Origin of the sequence: Kitasatospora cinereorecta (assembly GCF_024172095.1) — a bacterium.
GTDB classification, from domain to species: Bacteria; Actinomycetota; Actinomycetes; order Streptomycetales; family Streptomycetaceae; genus Kitasatospora; species Kitasatospora cinereorecta.
The window spans coordinates 1,400,056-1,418,486 of the sequence record NZ_JAMZDX010000002.1; the positions used below are offsets into that span (position 1 = coordinate 1,400,056).

An 18,431-nucleotide genomic window follows, 5' to 3' on the forward strand; every position below is an offset into this window, starting at 1 on the left:
GGGGACCAGCATGCCGATCACCCGCTCGCGGCCGTGGGCGCGGCGTTGCCGAGCGGCAGCGAGACCACCCCGTGCGAGCGGCGCAGCCGGCTGCTCTCGGCGAGCGCGGCGACGTCCCGGTCAGGCGTGGGGGTCAGCGCACGGCGGAAGCGGCGAGTTCGGCGCCCGCTCGGCGGAGCCAGTGGGCGGCGTCCGAGCGGGCGGAGTGGGCCGAGCCGGCGAGTGCGGTGAGGGTGAGTGCCGCGGGGTCGGCGGACTCGCCCGCCACCACGCGGGAGGGGACGCCCGCGCGGGCGGCGCGGTCGAGGACCTCGCCGACGGCTTTGCCGAGACGGCTGGTGGCGTCGAACCGTCCTTCGCCGGTGATCACCAGGTCGGCGTCGGCGATGGCGGCGTCGAGGCCGAGCAGGTCGGCGACGGCGGCCGCACCGGGGGTGACAGTGGCGTCCCAGACGGCCGCGAGTCCGTACGCGGTGCCGCCGGCCGCTCCGGCGCCAGGCTGGTCGGGGTTGCCGCCGAGGAGTTCGCTCAGCCGGGTCAGGCCCGCTTCGAGCCGGTCGATCTCCTCCGGTCCCGCGCCCTTCTGCGGCCCGTACACGGCGGCGGCGCCGTCCGGTCCGAGCAGGGGGTTGGTGACGTCGGTGAGCAGCCGGACGCCGCCGGACGGGGCGGCGCGCAGGCGGGTGCGGTCGATCCGGTGGGCGAGGGTGAGAGTTCCGCCGCCGTCCGGCAGGGGAGTGCCGTCGGCGTCGAGCACGCGCAGGCCGAGGGCGGCGAGGAGTCCGGTGCCGCCGTCGGTGGAGGCGGAGCCGCCGAGTCCGATCAGCAGGCGGGTTGCGCCGTGGTCGAGGGCGGCGGCGATGAGTTCGCCGGTGCCGCGGGTGGTGGCGGTGAGCGGGGCCGGGTGTGCCATCAGCGGCAGGCCGCTGGTGGTGGCGAGTTCGACCACGGCGGTGCCGTCCGGCAGCAGGGCGTACTCCCCGTCGACGGGTCGGCCGTCCGGCCCGGTGCAGCCGCCCACCCGGGTCAGGGCGGTTCCGGGGTGGGCGGCCGCGACGGCGGCGAGGGTGCCCTCGCCGCCGTCGGCCATGGGGCGGAGCGTCAGCCGATCGTCCGGTCGGACGGAACGCCAGCCGTCGGCCAGGGCACGGGCGGCGTCCGTGGCGGTGACGGTCCCCTTGAAGGAGTCGGGGGCGATGACGACCTTCATGGGGCTTCCACGTGGGCGTGGTGGCGTTCGATCATGGTGCGGAGGGTATCGGCTCCGGGGGTGTTCCAGATCGTGTCGTTGAAGATCTCGACCTCGATCCACCCGGTGTAGCCGGCGGCGGTGACCTGCTCGGTCATGGTCCGGAAGTCGATGTGGCCGTCGCCGACGTGGCCGCGACCGAGCAGGGCGTCGGCGGGCAGCGGGAGCGTCCAGTCGCAGACCTGGTAGGAGGCGATCCGGGCGCCCGCCCGGGCGATCTGCGACGCCAACTCCGGGTCCCACCAGACGTGGTAGCTGTCCACCACGACGCCGACCTGCTCCACCGGGAAGCGCTCGGCGAGGTCGAGCGCCTGGCCGAGGGTGGAGACCACGGCGCGGTCGGCGCAGAACATCGGGTGCAGCGGCTCGATGGCCAGGCGTACGCCCAGATCGCCCGCGTGGGGGGCGAGTTCGGCGAGCAGCTCGGCCACCCGTTCGCGGGCTCCGACCAGGTCGCGGCTGCCGTCGGGCAGGCCGCCGACCACCAGGACGAGGGTGTCGGTGCCGAGTTCGGCGGCCTCATCGAGGGCGCGGAGGTTCTCGGCGAGGGCGGCGTGGCGGCCGTCCGGGTCGGGGGCGGTGAGGAAGCCGCCCCGGCACAGGGTGGAGACGGCGAGTCCCGCTTCGCGGACGAGCTTCGCGGCTTCGGCCACGCCGGTCTCGGCGACCTTGTCCCGCCACAGCCCGATCGCCGGGATGCCCGCGTCGAGGCAGCCCTGAACGGCTTCGGGCAGGCTCCAGTTCTTGGTGGTGATCTGGTTCAGCGAGAGCCGGCTCGGGCTCACGGGTTGCGCGCTCACGGTGCCGTCACCCCCGCCACGGCGAGGAACTGCCGCATCCGGTGCGCGGCGAGGTCGGGGTCGGGCAGGACGCCGGCCGCGTCGGCGAGGCGGAACAGCTCGACCAGGTGCGGCACCGAGCGTCCGGCCTGGGCGCCCGCGACCATGGTGAAGTGACGCTGGTGGCCGGACAGCCAGGCGAGGAAGACGATGCCGGTCTTGTAGTGGTAGGTCGGCGCCGCGAACAGGTGGCGGGCCAGGGGCAGGGTCGGTGCGAACAGGGCGTCGTAGCGGTCGAGGTCGCCCGCGTCGAGCGCGTGCAGGGCGGCGGCGGCCGTGCGCGCGATGGGGTCGAAGACGCCCAGCAGGGCGTGGCTGTGGCCGAGTTCGTCGCCGCGGATGAGCTGCGGGTAGTTGAAGTCGTCGCCGGTGTAGAGGCGGACGCCGTCCGGCAGTGCGCGGCGCAGGGCGATCTCGCGGTCGGCGTCGAGCAGCGAGACCTTGATGCCGTCGATCCGGTCGGCATGCTCCTTGATGAGCGCGAGGACCGTCCCGGTGGCCCGGTCGAGGTCGGCGGAGCCCCAGTAGCCCGCCAGCGCCGGGTCGAACATCTCGCCGAGCCAGTGCAGGATGACGGGCTGCCGCGCCTGGCCGATCAGCCGGCCGTAGAGGCGGAGGTAGTCGTCCGGGCCCTGCGCGGTGGCGGCCAGGGCCCGGCTGGCCATTAGGATCGGCTGGGCGCCGGCCGCTTCGACCACCTCCAGCTGCTGCTCGTAGGCGGCCAGGATGGCGTCCAATGAGGCTGCAGGGCTGATGAGTTGGTCGGTACCGACGCCGCAGGCGAGGCGGCCGCCGACCGCACGGGCCTCGGCGCCGGAGCGGGCGATCAGCTCCTGGGTGGCCGGCCAGTCCAGGCCCATGCCGCGTTGGGCGGTGTCCATCGCGTCGGCGACGCCCAGGCCGAGCGACCACAGGTGGTGCCGGAAGGCGAGGGTCGCCTCCCAGTCGACGGCGGCCGGGGCGCCGGGCGCGTTGTGGCCGAGCGGGTCGGCGACCACGTGGGCGGCGGCGAAGACCGTCCGGGAGGTCGGGGCGGTGGCGGGCAGGTCGAGCGCGACGGGCTCGCGCAGCCGGTACGTCCCGATGCCGGGGAGGTGCAGCTCGGGCATCAGATCTCCAGCGCGGGGACGTCGAGGCGGCGGCCCTCGCGGGCGGAGCGCAGGCCGAGTTCGGCCAGCTGGACGCCCTTGGCGCCCTGCAGCAGGTCCCAGTGGTACGGGGAGCCGGTGACCACGTGCTTGAGGAACAGCTCCCACTGGACCTTGAAGCCGTTGTCGAACTCGGCGTTGTCCGGCACCTGCTGCCACTGGGAGCGGAAGGACTCGGTCACCGGAAGGTCGGGGTTCCAGACCGGCTTGGGGGTTGCGGCGCGGTGCTGGAAGCGGCAGTTGCGCAGGCCGGCGACGGCGCTGCCCTCGGTGCCGTCGATCTGGAACTCGACCAGCTCGTCCCGGTCGACCCGCACCGCCCAGGAGGAGTTGATCTGCGCCGTGATGCCGCCGTCCAGTTCGAAGATGCCGTACGCGGCGTCGTCGGCGGTCGCCGGGTAGGTCCTGCCCCGCTCGTCGACGCGCTCGGGAATGTGGGTCGCGGTGTGCGCGTACACCGAGCGGACCGGCGCGACGACGTTGTCGAGCACGTACCGCCAGTGCGGGAACATGTCGAGGATCATGCCGCCGCCGTCCTCGGCCCGGTAGTTCCACGAGGGGCGCTGCGCCTGCTGCCAGTCGCCCTCGAACACCCAGTAGCCGAACTCGCCGCGGACGGAGAGGATCCGGCCGAAGAAGCCGCCGTCGACCAGGCGCTTGAGCTTGAGCAGGCCGGGCAGGAAGAGCTTGTCCTGGACGGCGCCGTTGCACACTCCGGCCTCCCTGGCCAGGCGGGCCAACTCCATGGCGGCGTCGAGGGATTCGGCGGTGGGCTTCTCGGTGTAGATGTGCTTGCCGGCCGCGATGGCGGTGCGGATGGCCGGCTCGCGGACCTGGGTGAGCTGGGCGTCGAAGTAGATCTCGGCGAGCGGGTGGGCGAGGGCCTCGTCCAGCGAGGTGGTCCAGTGCTCCAGGCCGTGGCGGTCGGCCAGCTCCTTCAGCTTGTGGGCGCTGCGGCCGACCAGGATCGGCTCGGGCCACAGCACCTCGCCGTCGCCGAGGGCGAGACCGCCCTGCTCGCGGATGGCCAGGATCGAGCGCACCAGGTGCTGGCGGTAGCCCATCCGGCCGGTGACACCGTTCATCACGATGCCGATCACTCTGCGGGACATGGGTGGGATCTCCTTCGGGGTGGAGCGGGGGCGGGGGTGCGGTGGCGGCGCCATGGTAAGCGCTTACCGCTGACAGCGGAAGAACCGGCGGCCCCATGCGGGCCGCCGGTGGGCCGTCAGGCGGTGCGGTGGATCTCCTGGGCCAGCACGGGGTGCGCGAACGGCTGTCCGGCGACGTAGCAGGCGAGTTCGTCGGCGGCCGCGGCCGCCATCCGGTGCAGTTCGGTGCCCATGGAGCCGGCGATGTGCGGGGTGAGCAGCACGTTGGGCAGGTCGTAGAGCGGCGAGTCCTCGGGCAGCACCTCGGGCGCGGTGACGTCGAGCACCGCGTTCAGACGGCCCGAAACCAGTTCGGCGACCAGCGCGTCCTGGTCGATCAGCGAGCCGCGCGAGGTGTTGACCACCGTGGCGCCGTCGGGCATCAGGGCGAGCCGGCGGCGGTCGATCATGTGCCGGGTGGCGGGCAGCTGGGGCGCGTGGATGCTCACCACGTCGCTGAGCGCGCACAGTTCGTCGAGCTCCACCGGGTGGGCGCCGAGTGCGGCGGCCTCGGCGGCGTCCACGTACGGGTCGTGCAGCAGCAGGTGCAGGTCGAACGGCCGGAGGAGTTCGAGCACCCGGCGGCCGATCTGGGACGCTCCGACGATGCCGACGGTGCGGCGGTAGTTGCCGATCCGCGGGTAGGCGGCCTGCCAGTCGTGGCGGGCGCGCAGCTCGCGGAAGTCGGCGGCCAGCCGCAGGACCTGCTTGTTGGCGAACAGGACGGCGGCGACGGTGTACTCGGCGACCGGCAGGGCGTTGGCCCAGGCGGCGGAGGTGACCTGGAGGCCGCGCTCCCAGCAGGCGTCGGTGATGTGGTGCTTGACCGAGCCCGCGGCGTGGATGACGGCGCGCAGCCGCGGCGCGGCTGCCAGCACCGTTTCGTCGATGGGCGGGCAGCCCCAGCTGGTGACGATGACCTCGGCGTCGGCCAGCGCGGCAGCGGCCTCGGGGGTGGTGAAGTCGTCGAGCACCACCGACGGGTCGAGGTCGGCGAGGCTGGTGAGCCGGGCCAGGGTACGGGCGTCGATCAACTGCGGAGCGAGCTGCGGATGCATCGCCAGCACCGCCCGCGGGCGGCGCCGGTCGGGGTCCGTCGGGTCGGTGGACCCGACGGCTGCGGTGGACCCGACGGCTGCGGTGGACTGCTGGGGCACTCGATTCTCCGATGGGTCTGCGAAGCCGGCGGCGGGGACGGTCACTTGACGCTGCCTGCGGTCAGTCCGGCCTTCCAGTGCCGCTGCAGGGCGACGAAGGCGACGACCAGCGGGAGCACGGCGAGCAGTGAGCCGGTGACCACCAGCGGATAGAAGTCCGGGAAGCTGTGGGTCTGCGCGTTCCACGAGTAGAGGCCCAGGCTGACCGGGAAGAGCTCGGTGTTGGACAGCATCACCAGCGGCAGGAAGAAGTTGTTCCAGATGGCGGTGAACTGGAACAGGAAGACGGTGACGAAGCCGGGCGTCACCATCCGCAGGCCGATCGACCAGAAGGTGCGCAGCTCCCCGGCGCCGTCCATCCGGGCCGCCTCCAGGACCTCGCCCGGCACGTAGCCGGCGACGAAGATCCGCGAGAGGTACACGCCGAACGGGAAGACCAGGCTGGGGATGAAGACGGCCCAGAAGGTGTTGACGATCCCCACCTTCGAGGCGAGCAGGTACATCGGCAGGGCCAGGGCGGTGGTGGGGACCAGGACGCCGACCAGCACCAGGCCGAACAGCTGCTCCTTGCCGCGGAACCGGTAGACCTCGAAGGCGTAGCCCGCGCAGACGCAGATGAACGCGCAGAGCAGGGCGCCGCCACCGGCGTACAGCAGGGAGTTGAGGTACCAGCGCCAGTAGATGCCGCCGTCCGCGGTGGCCAGGTCGTGCAGGTTCCGGCCGAGGTGGACGTTGCCCAGGGTGAGGGGGTTGCCGCCGACCAGGTCCGGGGTGTTCTTGGCGGAGGCGGTGAGCAGCCAGCCGAGCGGCAGCAGGGTGTAGACGGTGACCAGCACCAGCGCTCCGTTGACGGCGCCCTTGGAGAGCGACCAGGGGCGTTGCTGCTTGGTGTGCGTACTCATCGGGCGGCCTCCGTCCGGCGCTCGGAGCGGGCGCGGGTGGCCCGGGTGACGATGAAGGAGAGCAGCGCCGCGGCGAGGGCGAGCAGCACGGAGGCGGCTGCGGCCAGGCCGTAGTCGTTGCGCTCGAAGGCGGCGGTGTAGGCGTACATGTTCGGGGTCCAGGTGCTGGTGACGCCCGGGGAGGCGCCGCGCAGGATCATCGGCTCGGTGAACAGCTGGAGCGAGCCGATGACGGTGAACAGGCCGACCATCACGATCGAGGCCTTGATCAGGGGGATCTTGATGCTGAAGGCGGTGCGCAGGGCGCCGGCGCCGTCGACCACGGCGGCCTCCAGGACCTCGCGGGGGACGGCCTGCAACGCGGCGAAGAAGATGATCATGTTGTAGCCGGTCCACTCCCACACCGCCATGTTGACCACGGCGGGCAGCGGGTGGCCGAGCACGTCGAGCTGGGCGCCGGCACTGTTCAGCGCGTCCAGCACCGGGCTGATGCCGGGCGTGTACAGGTACGTCCACACCAGGGCCGCGATGATGCCGGGTACGGCGTGCGGCAGGAACAGCGCGAGCTGGAGAAAGCGCTTGGCGCGGGCGAGCACCGAGTCCAGCAGCAGGGCCACGGCCAGCGAGAGGCCGATCATCACCGGGATGTAGAGCAGGCAGTACTGGGCGATGGTCAGGTAGCCGTCCCGGTAGGCCGGGTCCGTCAGCGCCCGGCCGTAGTTGGCGAGTCCGGTCAAGACGGTCTCGGGTTCGCCGAAGCCGAGGCCCGAGCGGCGCTCGGTGAACAGGCTCAGGTAGACCGCGTAGCCGATCGGGACCAGCATCGTCGCGGTGAACAGGACGAAGAACGGGGCGATCAGGAGGGCGGGGGCCCCGTTCCTCCCGCGCCGCCTGACGTTGGCGGCGCGGGAGGTGGCGGCGGTGCGGGTGGCGGTGGTGCGGGTGGCGCTGTCGATCACTGGGCGACCTTGAGTCCGCGGTTCTTGAGTTCGGCGACGGTGCCCTGCTGGGCGGCGTCGACCGCGGACTGGATGGTGCCGCCCTGGCCGAGCTTGCCGAACGCGTCCTTCATGGCGTTGTTGGTGACGCCCATGGTCGGGCCCCAGGTCCAGCCCTGCCGGATCGACTTCGAGGAGTCGACGAAGACCGAGTAGATGTCCTGGCCGCCGTAGAAGTCGGTGTTGAAGGCGGCCTTGGCGGCCGGGATCAGCTCCGGGTCGGCCGGGAACAGCGAGGAGGTGCCGGAGGCGATGCGGGCCTGGATGCCCTCGGGCGTCGTGGTGGCCCAGGTGGCGAACTCGACGGCGGCCTTGGCCTTCTTGCTGTTCTTGGAGACGGCGAACACCGAACCGCCGAGCATGCCGCTGGCCGGCTTGCCGTCCCAGCTCGGGATCGGGGCGACGGCCCACTTGCCGGAGGCGTCCGGGGTCGAGGCCAGGGTGGACTTCAGCACGCCGCCGCCCCAGGCCGCACCCAGGTACCCGGCGGTCTCGCCCTTCTGCAGCGAGGCGGTCCACTGCTGGCTGAACGACGGCTGGACGCGGACCAGGTCGTCGGCGACCAGCTGCTGCCAGTAGTCGGTGACCCCCTTGGTCCGGGTGCCGGCGATGTCCACGCTCCAGGTGTCCTGCTGTCCGGTGAACCACTGCGCGCCGGCCTGCCAGGACAGCGCCTCGAAGGTGCTCGGGTCGTCCGGGAAGAAGGTGCCGATCCGGGTGTTGGGATTGGCGGCCTTGAGCTTCTGGGCGTCGGCGCGGTACTCGTCCCAGGTCTTCGGCGCTGCGGTGATGCCGGCCTTGTCGAACAGGTCCTTGCGGTAGAAGAGCGCCTGCGGGGCGGCGTCCAGCGGCAGCGCCCACTGGGACTTCGCCAGGGTGGTCAGCTCGACGGCCTGCGGCAGGTACTTCGCCTTGAGGTCGGCGGAGACCAGCTTGGTGATGTCCTGGACGGCGCCCTGGCTGACGAAGTCCGGCAGCGCCGCGTACTCGACGTTGAACACGTCGGGGGCGTTGCCGGCCTTGGAGGCGTCGGAGATCTTCGCGTAGCCGCCGGCCACGCCGGACGGGATCTGCTCGAAGGTGACCTGGACGTCCTTGTGCGAGGCGTTGAAAGCGTCGACGACCTCCTTGGTGCCCTTGGCCCAGCCCCAGAAGGTGATGGTGACCGGTCGGCCGTCGCTCGCCGGTGCGGCGTCCGAGCCGCCGTTGCTGCCGCAGGCCGCGAGCAGCGTGATCGAGAGCGCGGAGGCGGTGAGCGCGGCGGTCGGACGGAGGGCTCTGCGGCCGGAGGTGCGAGGAGTAGACATGGCACGGCTCCTGAGGAGGGGGTCGGTATGCCCGAGCGATGGGCCGGTCGCTGACGAGGGAGGGGGGATCAGCGCGGCGGTGTGGCCATCTTGCGACCGCATGGGATCGGAGTCAAGAGGCGAGGATCAAGTGATCTCAATCGATACGCCTTGGGTGGGCCACTTTCCGGTAACGATACTGGCGTAGGGGGTGATGGGGCGGATCGCGCCCACCATCATCAGATCATTCGCTCAAAAGATCTGAAGGGATTGATCCGATGACCCTGCGTTCGGCGCACTCGATCCCACTTCCGCCGGAGGACCGCACCCTCAGCCCCCGCACCGGCTGGACCCGGGCGCACTGGGAGTCCGCTGCCGACGCGCTCCTCGCCGCCGTACGGCCGTTCGCCGGGCCGGAGCACGCGCTCATCAACCTCCCGGGCCCCCGCCCCAGCATCTCCGGCACCCGCTCCGACGGACTGGAGGGCTACGCCAGGACCTTCCTGCTGGCCGCCTTCCGGATCGCCGGCGCCGGCGGCGACGACCCGCACGGGCTGCTCGACCGGTACGCCGGGGGACTCGAAGCGGGCACCCGCACCCCCACCACCGACCGCGAGCTGACCGACCGCGACCCGGTCTCCTGGCTCGCCGTCGGCGACCGCAACCAGCCCATGGTCGAAGCCGCCTCCATCGCCCTCGCGCTGCGCCTCACCCGGCCCTGGCTCTGGGACCGGCTCGACGCCGACGTGCGCGAGCGGGCCCGGGCCTGGCTGGCCGGCGCCCTCCACCACACGCCGGTCGACAACAACTGGTGGCTCTTCCCCTTCACCGTCGGCGGCTTCCTGGCCGAGGCCGGCCTCGACCAGGACGGCGCGGCCGGGGCAGCCGTGGAACGCGGACTCGCCAAGATCGAGCAGTGGTACCTCGGCGAGGGCTGGTACACCGACGGCCGCCCCCGCGCCTTCGACCACTACAACGGCTGGGCGTTCCACCTCTACCCCGTGCTGCACGCCCACCTCGTCGGCGACCACGCGCTGCTCGACACCTACGGCGGCCGCCTCGCCGCCCACCTGGAGGACTACGCCCGCACCTTCGGCGCCGACGGCGCCCCGATGCACCAGGGCCGCTCGCTCAGCTACCGCTTCGCCGCCGCGGCTCCGCTGTGGGCCGGAGCGCTGAGCGGCCGCAGCCCGCTCACCCCCGGCGCCACCCGCCGCCTGGCCTCCGGCACCCTGCGCCACTTCCTCGACCGGGGTGCGACCGAGCCGGACGGCCTGCTCTCGCTCGGCTGGTACGGCCCCCACCCGCCGCTGGTCCAGTCCTACTCCGGGCCGGCCTCGCCGTACTGGGCGAGCAAGGGGTTCGTCGGCCTGCTGCTGCCGCCGGACCACCCGGTGTGGACCGCGCCCGAGGAGGCGGCGCCGGCCGAGCGCGGCGACGCCGTCCACCCGCTGCCGCAGCCCGGCTGGCTGATCCAGTCCACCGCCGCCGACGGGCTGGTCCGCCTGCACAACCACGGCAGCGATGACCAGCCCGCCGACCAGGTGCTGCCCGACCAACCGCTCTACGCCCGGCTCGGCTACTCCACGGCGACCGGGCCGCTGCCCGACGGGCCACCGGACAACCACTTCGGCCTGGTCGTCGACGGGCAGGTCAGCGAGCGCGGCCGGATCCGCCCGCTCGGCGCCGGCCAGGGCTGGGCCGCCTCCACCCACCACCCACGCATCGGCGGCACCGAACTGCCCGGCGTGAGCGTCACCTCGCTGGTCCTCGCCCACGGAGCCGACGAGGTCCACGCCCACCTGGTCACCGGCGCCGCACCCGGCACCGAGGTCCGGCACAGCGGCTGGGCGGTGGCCGGCACCGCGGTGGAAGCCTGGACGGACGGCCCGCTCGCCGGGGCCGAGGCCGACTCCCACGGCGCGCGGCTCACCTCCGTCCTCCGACGGGTTCACGGCTACGCCGCCGCCGAGGCCGGCCCGGTCCCGGACGGGACGGCCTTCGGCCCCGCCGCCGCGCTGCCCGCACTGACCGGACGCACCGGCGAGGGGCCCGCGCTGTTCGTCTCCACCGCCCGGCTCTCCCGCTCGGCCCCGGTCCGCCCCACCGGCCCGGCCGTGCACGCCGACGGCACGCTGATCCGCGTGGTCTGGTCCGACGGCACCGCGGACGAGGCATCGCTCGACCCGGACGGCCCCACCGTCCGCCGGAAGGACTGACCCGCCGTGCGACGCGCGTTCTCCACCCTCGGACTGCCCGGCCGTCCGCTCGCCGAGGTGATCCGGCTCGCCACCGACCACGGCTGGGCCGGACTCGAACTGCGCTGCGCCCCCGGCGAACCGGTCCACCCCGGCCTGACCGCCGCCGCGCGCGACCGCGTCCGCCGCGCCCTCGACCGGGCGGGCCTGACCCCGCTCGCCGTGGCCGGCTACACCGGGGTCGCCGCCCCCGGCGAGGACGGCCCGGTGGCCGCCGCCCTGCTCGACCAGCTCCGGCTGGCCGCCGACCTCGGCGCCGCCCACGTCCGGGTGTTCCCGCAGGGCGGCGAGGGGTGGATCGCCGAGGCCGACCTGCGCGCCGCCCGGCGCCTCGCCGCAGTCGCCGACCGGGCGGCGGCGCTGGGCGTCCGCGTCCTGCTGGAGACCCACGACTCCCACCGTGGCGGGCGCGACGTCGCCCGGGTGCTCGACCTCGTCGCCCACCCGGCGATCGGCGCGCTGTGGGACCTGCTGCACACCCGGCTGGCCGGCGAGACCCCGTCCGCGACCTGGGGCGCGCTCCGGCCCCACCTCGGCTACGTCCAGGTCAAGGACGTCATCGGCCGCTCCGACCTCACCCCGGTGCCGCTCGGCGCGGGTAGTCTCCCCATCGGCGCGTGCGTACGGCTGCTGCCGGCCGACTGCTGGGTGTCCTGGGAGTACGAGGCGCCCTGGTACCCGGACGCCGCGCCGCTCGGCGACCTGCTCGGCCCCGGGGCGCGGTACCTCGACGCGCTGCGGTCCTGACCGCGGCGCCTCAGCGGGCGGCGTCGCTCCGGGCGGCGCCACCGCAGGAGGAGCGGACCTTCAGCTCCGGCAGCAGCGCCACGTGGTGGACCGGCAGCTCCGGGCCGCTGTCCAGCCGGTGCAGCAGCAGGTCCAGGGCCGCCGAGCCCACGCTCCGCTTCGGCGGCGCCACCGCCGTCAGGGGCGGAGCGGACAGCGCCGCGAACACGTCGTCGTAGGAGATCAGGGCCACGTCGTTCGGCACCCGCAGGCCGCGGCTGCGCAGCAGCGGCACCAGCTGGATGGCGTCCTGGTCGTTGTGGACCAGCACCGCCCGCGCGCCGTCGGCGACACCCTCGGCGATCCCGGCGGCGACCGCCTCCATGTCGCCGCCCGCCTGGTGGATGTCGACGACCGGGCGCGGATCGAGGCCCAGCAGCCGCACGGCCTCCTGGTAGCCGGCCCGGACGTGGTACGCCGTCCAGGTGTCGTCGCGCGCGGCCAACTGGACCGCCCGGTGACCGAGCGAGGCGAGGTGGCGCAGTGCCACCAGCACCCCGTGGTGGTGGTCGGAGCCGACCGAGTCCAGCTCGGCGAACGGGCTCTCCGGCGCGGCCCGGCGCTCGACCAGTACGGCGGGCACCCGCAGGTCGGCGAGCCAGGCACTGTTCTCCGGATGGGCCCCCGGCTTCCAGTTCGGGGTGAGGAGCAGGCCGTCGACGCCCGCGTCGAGCAGCTGCTCCGCTTGGGCGCGGTCGTCCGAGGACTCGTAGGCGGAGATGCCGAGCACCAGCCGCGCGCCCGCCGCCGCGGCGGCGGACCGGGCGCCGTCGATGATCTCGTCGAAGTACGAGCCGACCGTGGGCACCAGCATGCCCACCACCCGGCCCGGCCCGGTCGCCCGCCCGGCCGCGGACTCCGCGCGGGGGAGCGACACCGCACCGTGCGAGCGGCGCAGCAGCCCGGCGTCGGCGAGGGCCGCCACGTCCCGGCGGACGGTGACGGCCGCCAGGCCGATCCGCTCGGCCAGATCCACCACCCGGACCGTCCCGAGCTCGCGGACGACGTCCAGGATCTTGGCCCGGCGCTGCTCGGCCGTGATGGTCATGGCGGCACTCCCGTGGTGGATCTGCGGTCTCGGTCCGGATCAATTTGTATCATTCGATCCACGGGAAGCCCAGAGCTCCCTCCCGACGCAGCGCGACTCAGCCGGTCACCACCTCCAGTCTCGGCGGGTTGGTGGTGTTCAGGCGGGTGTTGAGGACTGCGGCGAGTCCCACCGCGCCGAGCGGTTCGAAGACCGCGAGGGAAGCCGTGCCGGTGCCGCCCGCGGAGGTCTGGGCGGCCGCGACCGCACCGGTGACGTCGAGGGCGATCCAGTCGGAGCCGGTCGAGCACTGCCCGGTGCCCTGCGCGGTGGCGAGGGCGGGAGCCGTGTTCCAGGTGACGCCGGTCTCGGTCCAGCTGTCGGAGGCGGTCGCGAACGCCTGGAGCGCGGACCGGGTGCCGCCCGAGTCCTGCACGTTGCCGTACACCCACAGCACCGCCCGGGAGACCCGGCCGCCGAGGGCGGAGACGTCGAACGTGAGCAGGGAGCGGCGGTTGTAGCCGTTGTTGGCGGCGTTGGTGTTCTTGACCACCATGGTGGTGGCGTTGCCGAAGTTGGTGTTGCCGTACGAGCCGTCCCGGACGTATGTGCTCGCAGAGGCGCTGAGCTGGGAGGCGGTCGCGGCGGCCGGCGCGGTCCCGGAGGAGGAGACGGTGGCGGTCCGGCTCGCGCCCTGGGTGCCGCCGGTCTCGGCGAGCAGGACGACCTGCCCGGTGGTGGTGAGCACGGTGATGCCGGACGCGGCGGTGACCGATCGGTACGTGGTGCGGGCGACGGTGACCTGGACGGTGGTGGCGGTCCGGGTCGGGTCGCAGATCGCGACGGTCATGCTGCCGCCCTGCTCCCGGACCAGAACCGAGCACGGCCCCGAGGCGGTGAGCGGACCGGCGCTGCCCGCGGCGAAGAAGTTGGCCATGGTCAGACCGAGCGACGGCACGCTGATCGCCTGCACGGTGGCGGTGTTGGCGAGGACGGTGACATCGGGGCTCGCGGCGCGGGCGGCCGCAGTGGCCGCCGTGGCGCCGGGCATCAGCTGGTAGCAGTAGCTCGCACCGGTCGGGTCGGTGCCGTGGTCGAACCACATCGAGAGGTAGTTGCGGGTGATCGGCGTCGTGGCGCCGCCGGTGTTGATGGCGGACCACGCGCCGGTCCGGGCCTCGCGCCTGGTGCTGACGTTCCCGCCGCCGGGGAAGACCCAGGCGCCCATGCCGTTGATCGCCATGTACGAGGCACCGGTGAAGGTCCTGCTCCAGCCGAGCGTGGTCGGCTGGACCGTGCCGTCGACAGTGAACACCTGGCTGTTGTTCGGGCCGAGGTTGCGGCTGTCGACCGTGGTGCGGACCGGGACCCCGTCGGTGCAGGTGATGCCGGCGCCCAGGCAGAAGACCGAGTCGTCCAGCAGGAACCAGGACTTCTTCCCGGTCAGCGTGGACTGCAGACCGCGAACGTCCTGGCCGACGGCCGCGTACGTGCCGTCGGTCGCGCCGCCCGCCCAGGTCGCGTTCGGGTGCGAGGCGCCCCACGCGCCGCCGGCCGCATCCGCCAGCGCGAGGGTGGAGACGGTGGTGCCGGGCAGCAGGTACGGGTCGACCGTGGGCCAGAAGGCGTCCGAGTACTGGCCGTTGCCGTAGGTGTCGCCGTACCAGTACAGCATGCCGCTGTTCTGGTGCCAGCCCTTGAGGTTCTCGCCGTTGCCGGTCTCGTAGAAGGTGGTGCGCGAGGAGCAGATGCTCAGCTGCGCCGCCCAGCCGGCGCGACGGTGGACCGCCCGGTCCATGCCGAACACGCGGCTGTCGACGGGCTCGGCGGTGGCGGTGACCGAGGAGTCGTTCAGCAGCGCCTGGGCGCGGGCGAGTTCGGGGATCTCCACGGCCGGGTTGCTCAGCAGCGGCTCGTAGTAGTCGCGTTGGAGCCAGCCCTTCACCGTCGACTTCCAGGCCGCGGACTGGGCCGGGGACGCGAGCCCCGAGGTGGCCAGGCGCAGGATGTCGGACACCACGCCGTGGCCGCGGGTGTGGTCGTCCTGCTGGAGCTGCAGGGGGTCGCTCTGCTGGATGCCGCGGCTGACCGCCCGGCCGCAGACGCCGTCCATGACGATGCTGTTGTGGACGAACGGCGCGAAGGCGGTGTTCACCGCCGTGTGGACGTTCTGCACATTGGGGTCGGTGACGGCCCAGGCGGTTCCGGCGAACAGGGTGAACAGCTTGCTCAGGCCGTTCAGCAGCACGTCGCCGTAGGTGCCGGCGTAGGGGATGTAGGTGTGCTGGACGAAGCTGCCGTCGGCGTAGAAGCCGTCACCGGACAGCACGTACGGGAAGACCGGCGAGAGCGCCTGCTGGGCGGTGGTGAGCGGGGACGAACTCTTGCCGAGCACTCCGCGCAGGGCGAGCGTCCGGCACAGGTCGACGCGGTTGGCACCCGTGCTGGTGCCGGTGTAGGTGGCGACGGCGGAGGAGGGGACGAAGTGGTCGACCGCGGCGCAGTAGTCGGTGATCTGTGCGGCGGTGAGCTGCGGGTACATCAGGAGGCAGGCGTCCAGCATCCGCTGCGGCGCGCCGATCTGCCAGTCCCACCAGTTGTTGTAGCTGGTCGTGGTGGGCGTGTACGCGCCTGCGTGCAGCCAGTCCAGGCCGGTGGAGATCGCGGCGGCGAGCGAGGCGTCGCCGGTCAGACCGGTGCCCGGCTGGACGTGGGCCAGCGCCATCGTGCGCAGCCGCGCGTAACAGCTCGTCACATTGGCCGAGACGGTGCCGATCGGGAGGTCCGGCCAGAGCGATCCGGTGGTGGGGGCCATCGTGCTCCGGAACGAACCCGCCTGCGAGCCGAGCGAGGACAGCGCGGCGGTGTACGGCGCGGCCGCCGGGTCGAAGCCGGTGCCGGTGAGCAGCTGTACCCAGGTGGCGCGCATCGCGTCGTAGGCGTCGGCCGCCCGGGCGATCGAGGGGCGGAGCAGTGGGGAGCCCGCAGAGAGGGCGGCGGCCGCGCCGCCGAGCCGGAGCAGGCGGCGCCTGCTCAGCGCGGTGGGGGTGCTCCCGAGGCCAGGCGTGGGGTGACCGGCGTGCATAGGGCGTCCTCCTTGACGAGCCCCCGAGCAGAGTAGGCAGGAGGGTAAGCGGTTTCCCGAATCGGCGTCAACGATTCCGGCAGCGGTGTCCTGAGCCGGACCGCCCCCCGACCCCGGGGCATCGGTGGTCGATCCCCACCCGTCCCGACCTGGTCGGTAAACGCTTGCTGTCGGGTACGGTACGCAGATGGCGAGCACTCCACGAGCGAGGAAGGCCCCGGACCGCTCCGGCCGGGCCGTGACGTTGCAGCGGGTCGCCGACCACGCGGGTGTCTCGATCGCCACCGCGTCCCGGGTGCTCCACGGGGGCGGCGGACGAGCGGTGGGGGAGGAGCTGCGCCGACGGGTGCTGGCCGCCGCCGCCGAGCTGAACTACATTCCCAACGCGCCGGCCCAGGCGCTGGCGCGGGCCCGGACCTCGGTGGTCGGCCTGATCGTGCACGACGTCGGCGACCCGTACTTCGCCGCGATCGCCACCGGGGTGATGAAGGCCGCCCGGGAGCACGACCTGATGGTGATGCTGGCCGCCACCTTCCGCGACCCGCAGCTGGAGCTGGAGTACCTGCGCCGACTGCGCAACCAGCGCGCCCGGGCGGTCCTGCTCGCCGGCAGCGGCTTCGCCGACCCGGCGTTCGTCGGGAGCCTCGCCGAGAGCCTCGGCCGGTTCGTCGCCGACGGCGGACAGGTCGCCTGCATCGGTGACCACGGCGTCGAGGCGGACACCGTCGCACCGGACAACCGGGGTGGCGCCGAGGCCGCGATCGGCCACCTGTGGGAACTCGGCCACCGCCGGATCGGCGTGGTGACGGGCCCGTCCGGCCTGACCACCGTCCGGCACCGGCTGGAGGGCGTGCGACGGGCGCTGGAGCGGCGGGGCCAGGTGCTGGGCGCCGACTGCACCGTCGAGGCCGACTTCACCCGGGAGGGCGGCCGGGCGGCCACGCTCGAACTGCTCGCCCGCCGTCCGGACCTGACCGCCGTCTTCGCGCTCAACGACGGCATGGCGGTGGGCGCACTGACCGCACTGCGGGACGACCTCGGCCGGTCCGTACCCGGCGAGGTGTCACTGGTCGGCTTCGACGACCTGCCCTGCACACTCGACGTCCGCCCGGCGCTCACCACGGTGCGGCTGCCGCTGGAGCGGACGGGCGTGCGCGCCATGGACCTGATCCTGGACGAGCGGGTCGACCGCGGCTCCCGACGCATCGTCGAGCTCGAGGTGGAGCTGGTCGTGCGGGACAGCACGGGCCCGGCGCGGGGCTGACACCCGGCCGTGGATGTCGCATCCGTTCAGTGCGACCACATGATGACCAAATGAGCCGGGGTCGGTGCGCGAGATGCACGGTTGATCGAATCTGGATCGAATGGTAGACATTGATCCGGTCTCCGTTCGTACCAGCAGGGGAGGACTCGATGGCCATACCGTCGTCGGAGCGGCGAACCCGGATCATCGAGGCCGTCCGCGACCTTGGGACGGTACGGGTCGTCGACCTCGCAGGCCGCCTCGGCATTCCCGCGGTGACGGTCCGCCGTGACGTCGCCGCGCTGGCGGCGGCCGGCCGGCTGCACCGCTCGCACGGCGCGGTCACCGCAGCCGCGACGCAGACGGAGAGCGCCCGCCTCCCGGTCCTGGGCATGCTCGTCCCCACCGTCGGCTCGTACTTCGACGAGGTCATCGCCGGCGCCAGGGCCGCCGCCCGCGGCGCCCGTCTCGTCCTCGGCATCGCCTCCTACGACGCCCGGGACGACCGCGCCCAGACCGACCACCTGCTCGCGTCACGGGTCGACGGGCTGCTGCTCAGCCCCAACTGGCGGCCGGGCGCGTGCGAGGGCTACGAGTGGCTCGACACGCTGCCGGTTCCCGCCGTCCTGATCGAGCGCCGGCCCACGCCCGGCGGGCCCGGCGCCGGCCTCGACGCGGTCGGCTCCGACCACCGCCACGGCGTGCTGCTCGCCCTGCGCCACCTTGCGTCGCTCGGCCACCGCTCGGTGCTGCTCGCCGCCCGCGACGACACCTGCACCGCACACCGGATCCGGGCCGGCTACCAGGACGCCGTCCGGCGCCTCGGCCTCGACCCGCGGCCGGTCGTCGACGTCCGGGATCCCGCCACCCCCGAGGCCGCTGCGGCCGGCATCGAGACGCTGGCCGACCGGATCGCCGAGGCGGTCGCCGGGGGCGTCACGGCCGCCCTCGTCCACAACGACCGCGAGGCCATCCAGCTGCCGATGCTGCTGCGGGCCCGCGGCCTGCGGGTGCCCGACGACCTCGCACTGATCTCGTACGACGACGTGTTCGCCGCGCTCGCCGCCCCGCCCCTGACGGCGGTGGCCCCGCCCCGCCACGCCGTCGGCACGACGGCGATGGACCTGCTGCTGCGCCGGGTCGGCGGCGAGGAGTCGCTGCCCGCCCACCGCATCGACCTCCTGCCGCGGTTGATGGTCCGCGGTTCGTGCGGGAAGCCCACCGGTCGCGTCGCTCCGACGCCGGTCCCGGAGAGCGCCTGAGGCCTGCACGCAGTGCCGTGCAGGCCTCGGGACCGGGTCG

General features: G+C 73.4%; 14 protein-coding genes. 4 read left to right on the forward strand and 10 right to left on the reverse strand.

Annotated features, from left to right (window positions below):
- Positions 1 to 133: 133 nt before the first annotated feature.
- From FHR36_RS13055 to FHR36_RS13090, 8 genes are all read right to left on the reverse strand, one after another.
- Positions 134 to 1,210 carry a glycerate kinase gene (locus FHR36_RS13055; RefSeq protein WP_253796558.1) on the reverse strand — a complete coding sequence of 359 codons (1,077 nt, stop codon included), beginning with the start codon at positions 1,208 to 1,210 and terminating at the stop codon, positions 134 to 136.
- Complete coding sequence (locus tag FHR36_RS13060; protein ID WP_253796560.1) at positions 1,207 to 2,049, reverse strand: sugar phosphate isomerase/epimerase family protein; 843 nt, start codon at positions 2,047 to 2,049, stop codon at positions 1,207 to 1,209. The genes FHR36_RS13055 and FHR36_RS13060 overlap by 4 nt, the downstream gene beginning before the upstream one ends.
- Complete coding sequence (locus tag FHR36_RS13065) at positions 2,046 to 3,197, reverse strand: dihydrodipicolinate synthase family protein (RefSeq protein ID WP_253796563.1); 1,152 nt, start codon at positions 3,195 to 3,197, stop codon at positions 2,046 to 2,048. The genes FHR36_RS13060 and FHR36_RS13065 overlap by 4 nt, the downstream gene beginning before the upstream one ends.
- Positions 3,197 to 4,348 (reverse strand): Gfo/Idh/MocA family protein, encoded by a 1,152-nt coding sequence (locus FHR36_RS13070; RefSeq protein WP_253796564.1) that lies wholly within the window; start codon positions 4,346 to 4,348, stop codon positions 3,197 to 3,199. Before FHR36_RS13070 ends, FHR36_RS13065 begins: the two co-directional genes overlap by 1 nt.
- 116 nt (positions 4,349 to 4,464) lie before the next feature.
- The gene (locus tag FHR36_RS13075; RefSeq protein ID WP_253796775.1) at positions 4,465 to 5,445 is read right to left on the reverse strand and encodes a hydroxyacid dehydrogenase; all 981 of its coding nucleotides are present in this window, start codon (positions 5,443 to 5,445) and stop codon (positions 4,465 to 4,467) included.
- Positions 5,446 to 5,585: 140 nt separating this feature from the next.
- Positions 5,586 to 6,446 (reverse strand): carbohydrate ABC transporter permease, encoded by an 861-nt coding sequence (locus tag FHR36_RS13080; RefSeq protein WP_253796565.1) that lies wholly within the window; start codon positions 6,444 to 6,446, stop codon positions 5,586 to 5,588.
- The gene (locus FHR36_RS13085) at positions 6,443 to 7,405 is read right to left on the reverse strand and encodes a carbohydrate ABC transporter permease (RefSeq protein ID WP_407660821.1); all 963 of its coding nucleotides are present in this window, start codon (positions 7,403 to 7,405) and stop codon (positions 6,443 to 6,445) included. Before FHR36_RS13085 ends, FHR36_RS13080 begins: the two co-directional genes overlap by 4 nt.
- Positions 7,402 to 8,751 carry an ABC transporter substrate-binding protein gene (locus tag FHR36_RS13090; RefSeq protein ID WP_253796566.1) on the reverse strand — a complete coding sequence of 450 codons (1,350 nt, stop codon included), beginning with the start codon at positions 8,749 to 8,751 and terminating at the stop codon, positions 7,402 to 7,404. Before FHR36_RS13090 ends, FHR36_RS13085 begins: the two co-directional genes overlap by 4 nt.
- Before the next feature lie 257 nt (positions 8,752 to 9,008).
- Here FHR36_RS13090 and FHR36_RS13095 point away from each other — a divergent pair, with 257 nt between their 5' ends.
- Both FHR36_RS13095 and FHR36_RS13100 read left to right on the forward strand, forming a co-directional pair.
- Positions 9,009 to 10,949 (forward strand): DUF2264 domain-containing protein, encoded by a 1,941-nt coding sequence (locus tag FHR36_RS13095; RefSeq protein ID WP_253796567.1) that lies wholly within the window; start codon positions 9,009 to 9,011, stop codon positions 10,947 to 10,949.
- Positions 10,950 to 10,955: 6 nt separating this feature from the next.
- Positions 10,956 to 11,735, forward strand: a complete 780-nt coding sequence (locus tag FHR36_RS13100) for a sugar phosphate isomerase/epimerase family protein (RefSeq protein WP_253796568.1) — start codon at positions 10,956 to 10,958, stop codon at positions 11,733 to 11,735.
- Between the two features lie 10 nt (positions 11,736 to 11,745).
- Here the strand turns inward: FHR36_RS13100 and FHR36_RS13105 are convergent, their stop codons facing one another.
- Together FHR36_RS13105 and FHR36_RS13110 are read right to left on the reverse strand one after the other, a co-directional pair.
- On the reverse strand, positions 11,746 to 12,822 hold the full coding sequence (locus tag FHR36_RS13105; protein ID WP_253796569.1) for a LacI family DNA-binding transcriptional regulator: 1,077 nt from the start codon (positions 12,820 to 12,822) through the stop codon (positions 11,746 to 11,748).
- Positions 12,823 to 12,919: 97 nt separating this feature from the next.
- Positions 12,920 to 15,886, reverse strand: coding sequence for a polysaccharide lyase family 8 super-sandwich domain-containing protein (locus tag FHR36_RS13110; RefSeq protein ID WP_253796570.1), 2,967 nt, complete (start codon positions 15,884 to 15,886; stop codon positions 12,920 to 12,922).
- 187 nt (positions 15,887 to 16,073) lie between these two features.
- Between FHR36_RS13110 and FHR36_RS13115 the strand changes: the two genes are divergently transcribed.
- Entirely contained in the window at positions 16,074 to 17,150 is a 1,077-nt protein-coding gene (locus tag FHR36_RS13115) for a LacI family DNA-binding transcriptional regulator (RefSeq protein ID WP_253796572.1), read from the forward strand.
- Between the two features lie 149 nt (positions 17,151 to 17,299).
- Positions 17,300 to 18,391, forward strand: a complete 1,092-nt coding sequence (locus tag FHR36_RS13120; protein WP_253796574.1) for a LacI family DNA-binding transcriptional regulator — start codon at positions 17,300 to 17,302, stop codon at positions 18,389 to 18,391.
- Positions 18,392 to 18,431: the final 40 nt, after the last annotated feature.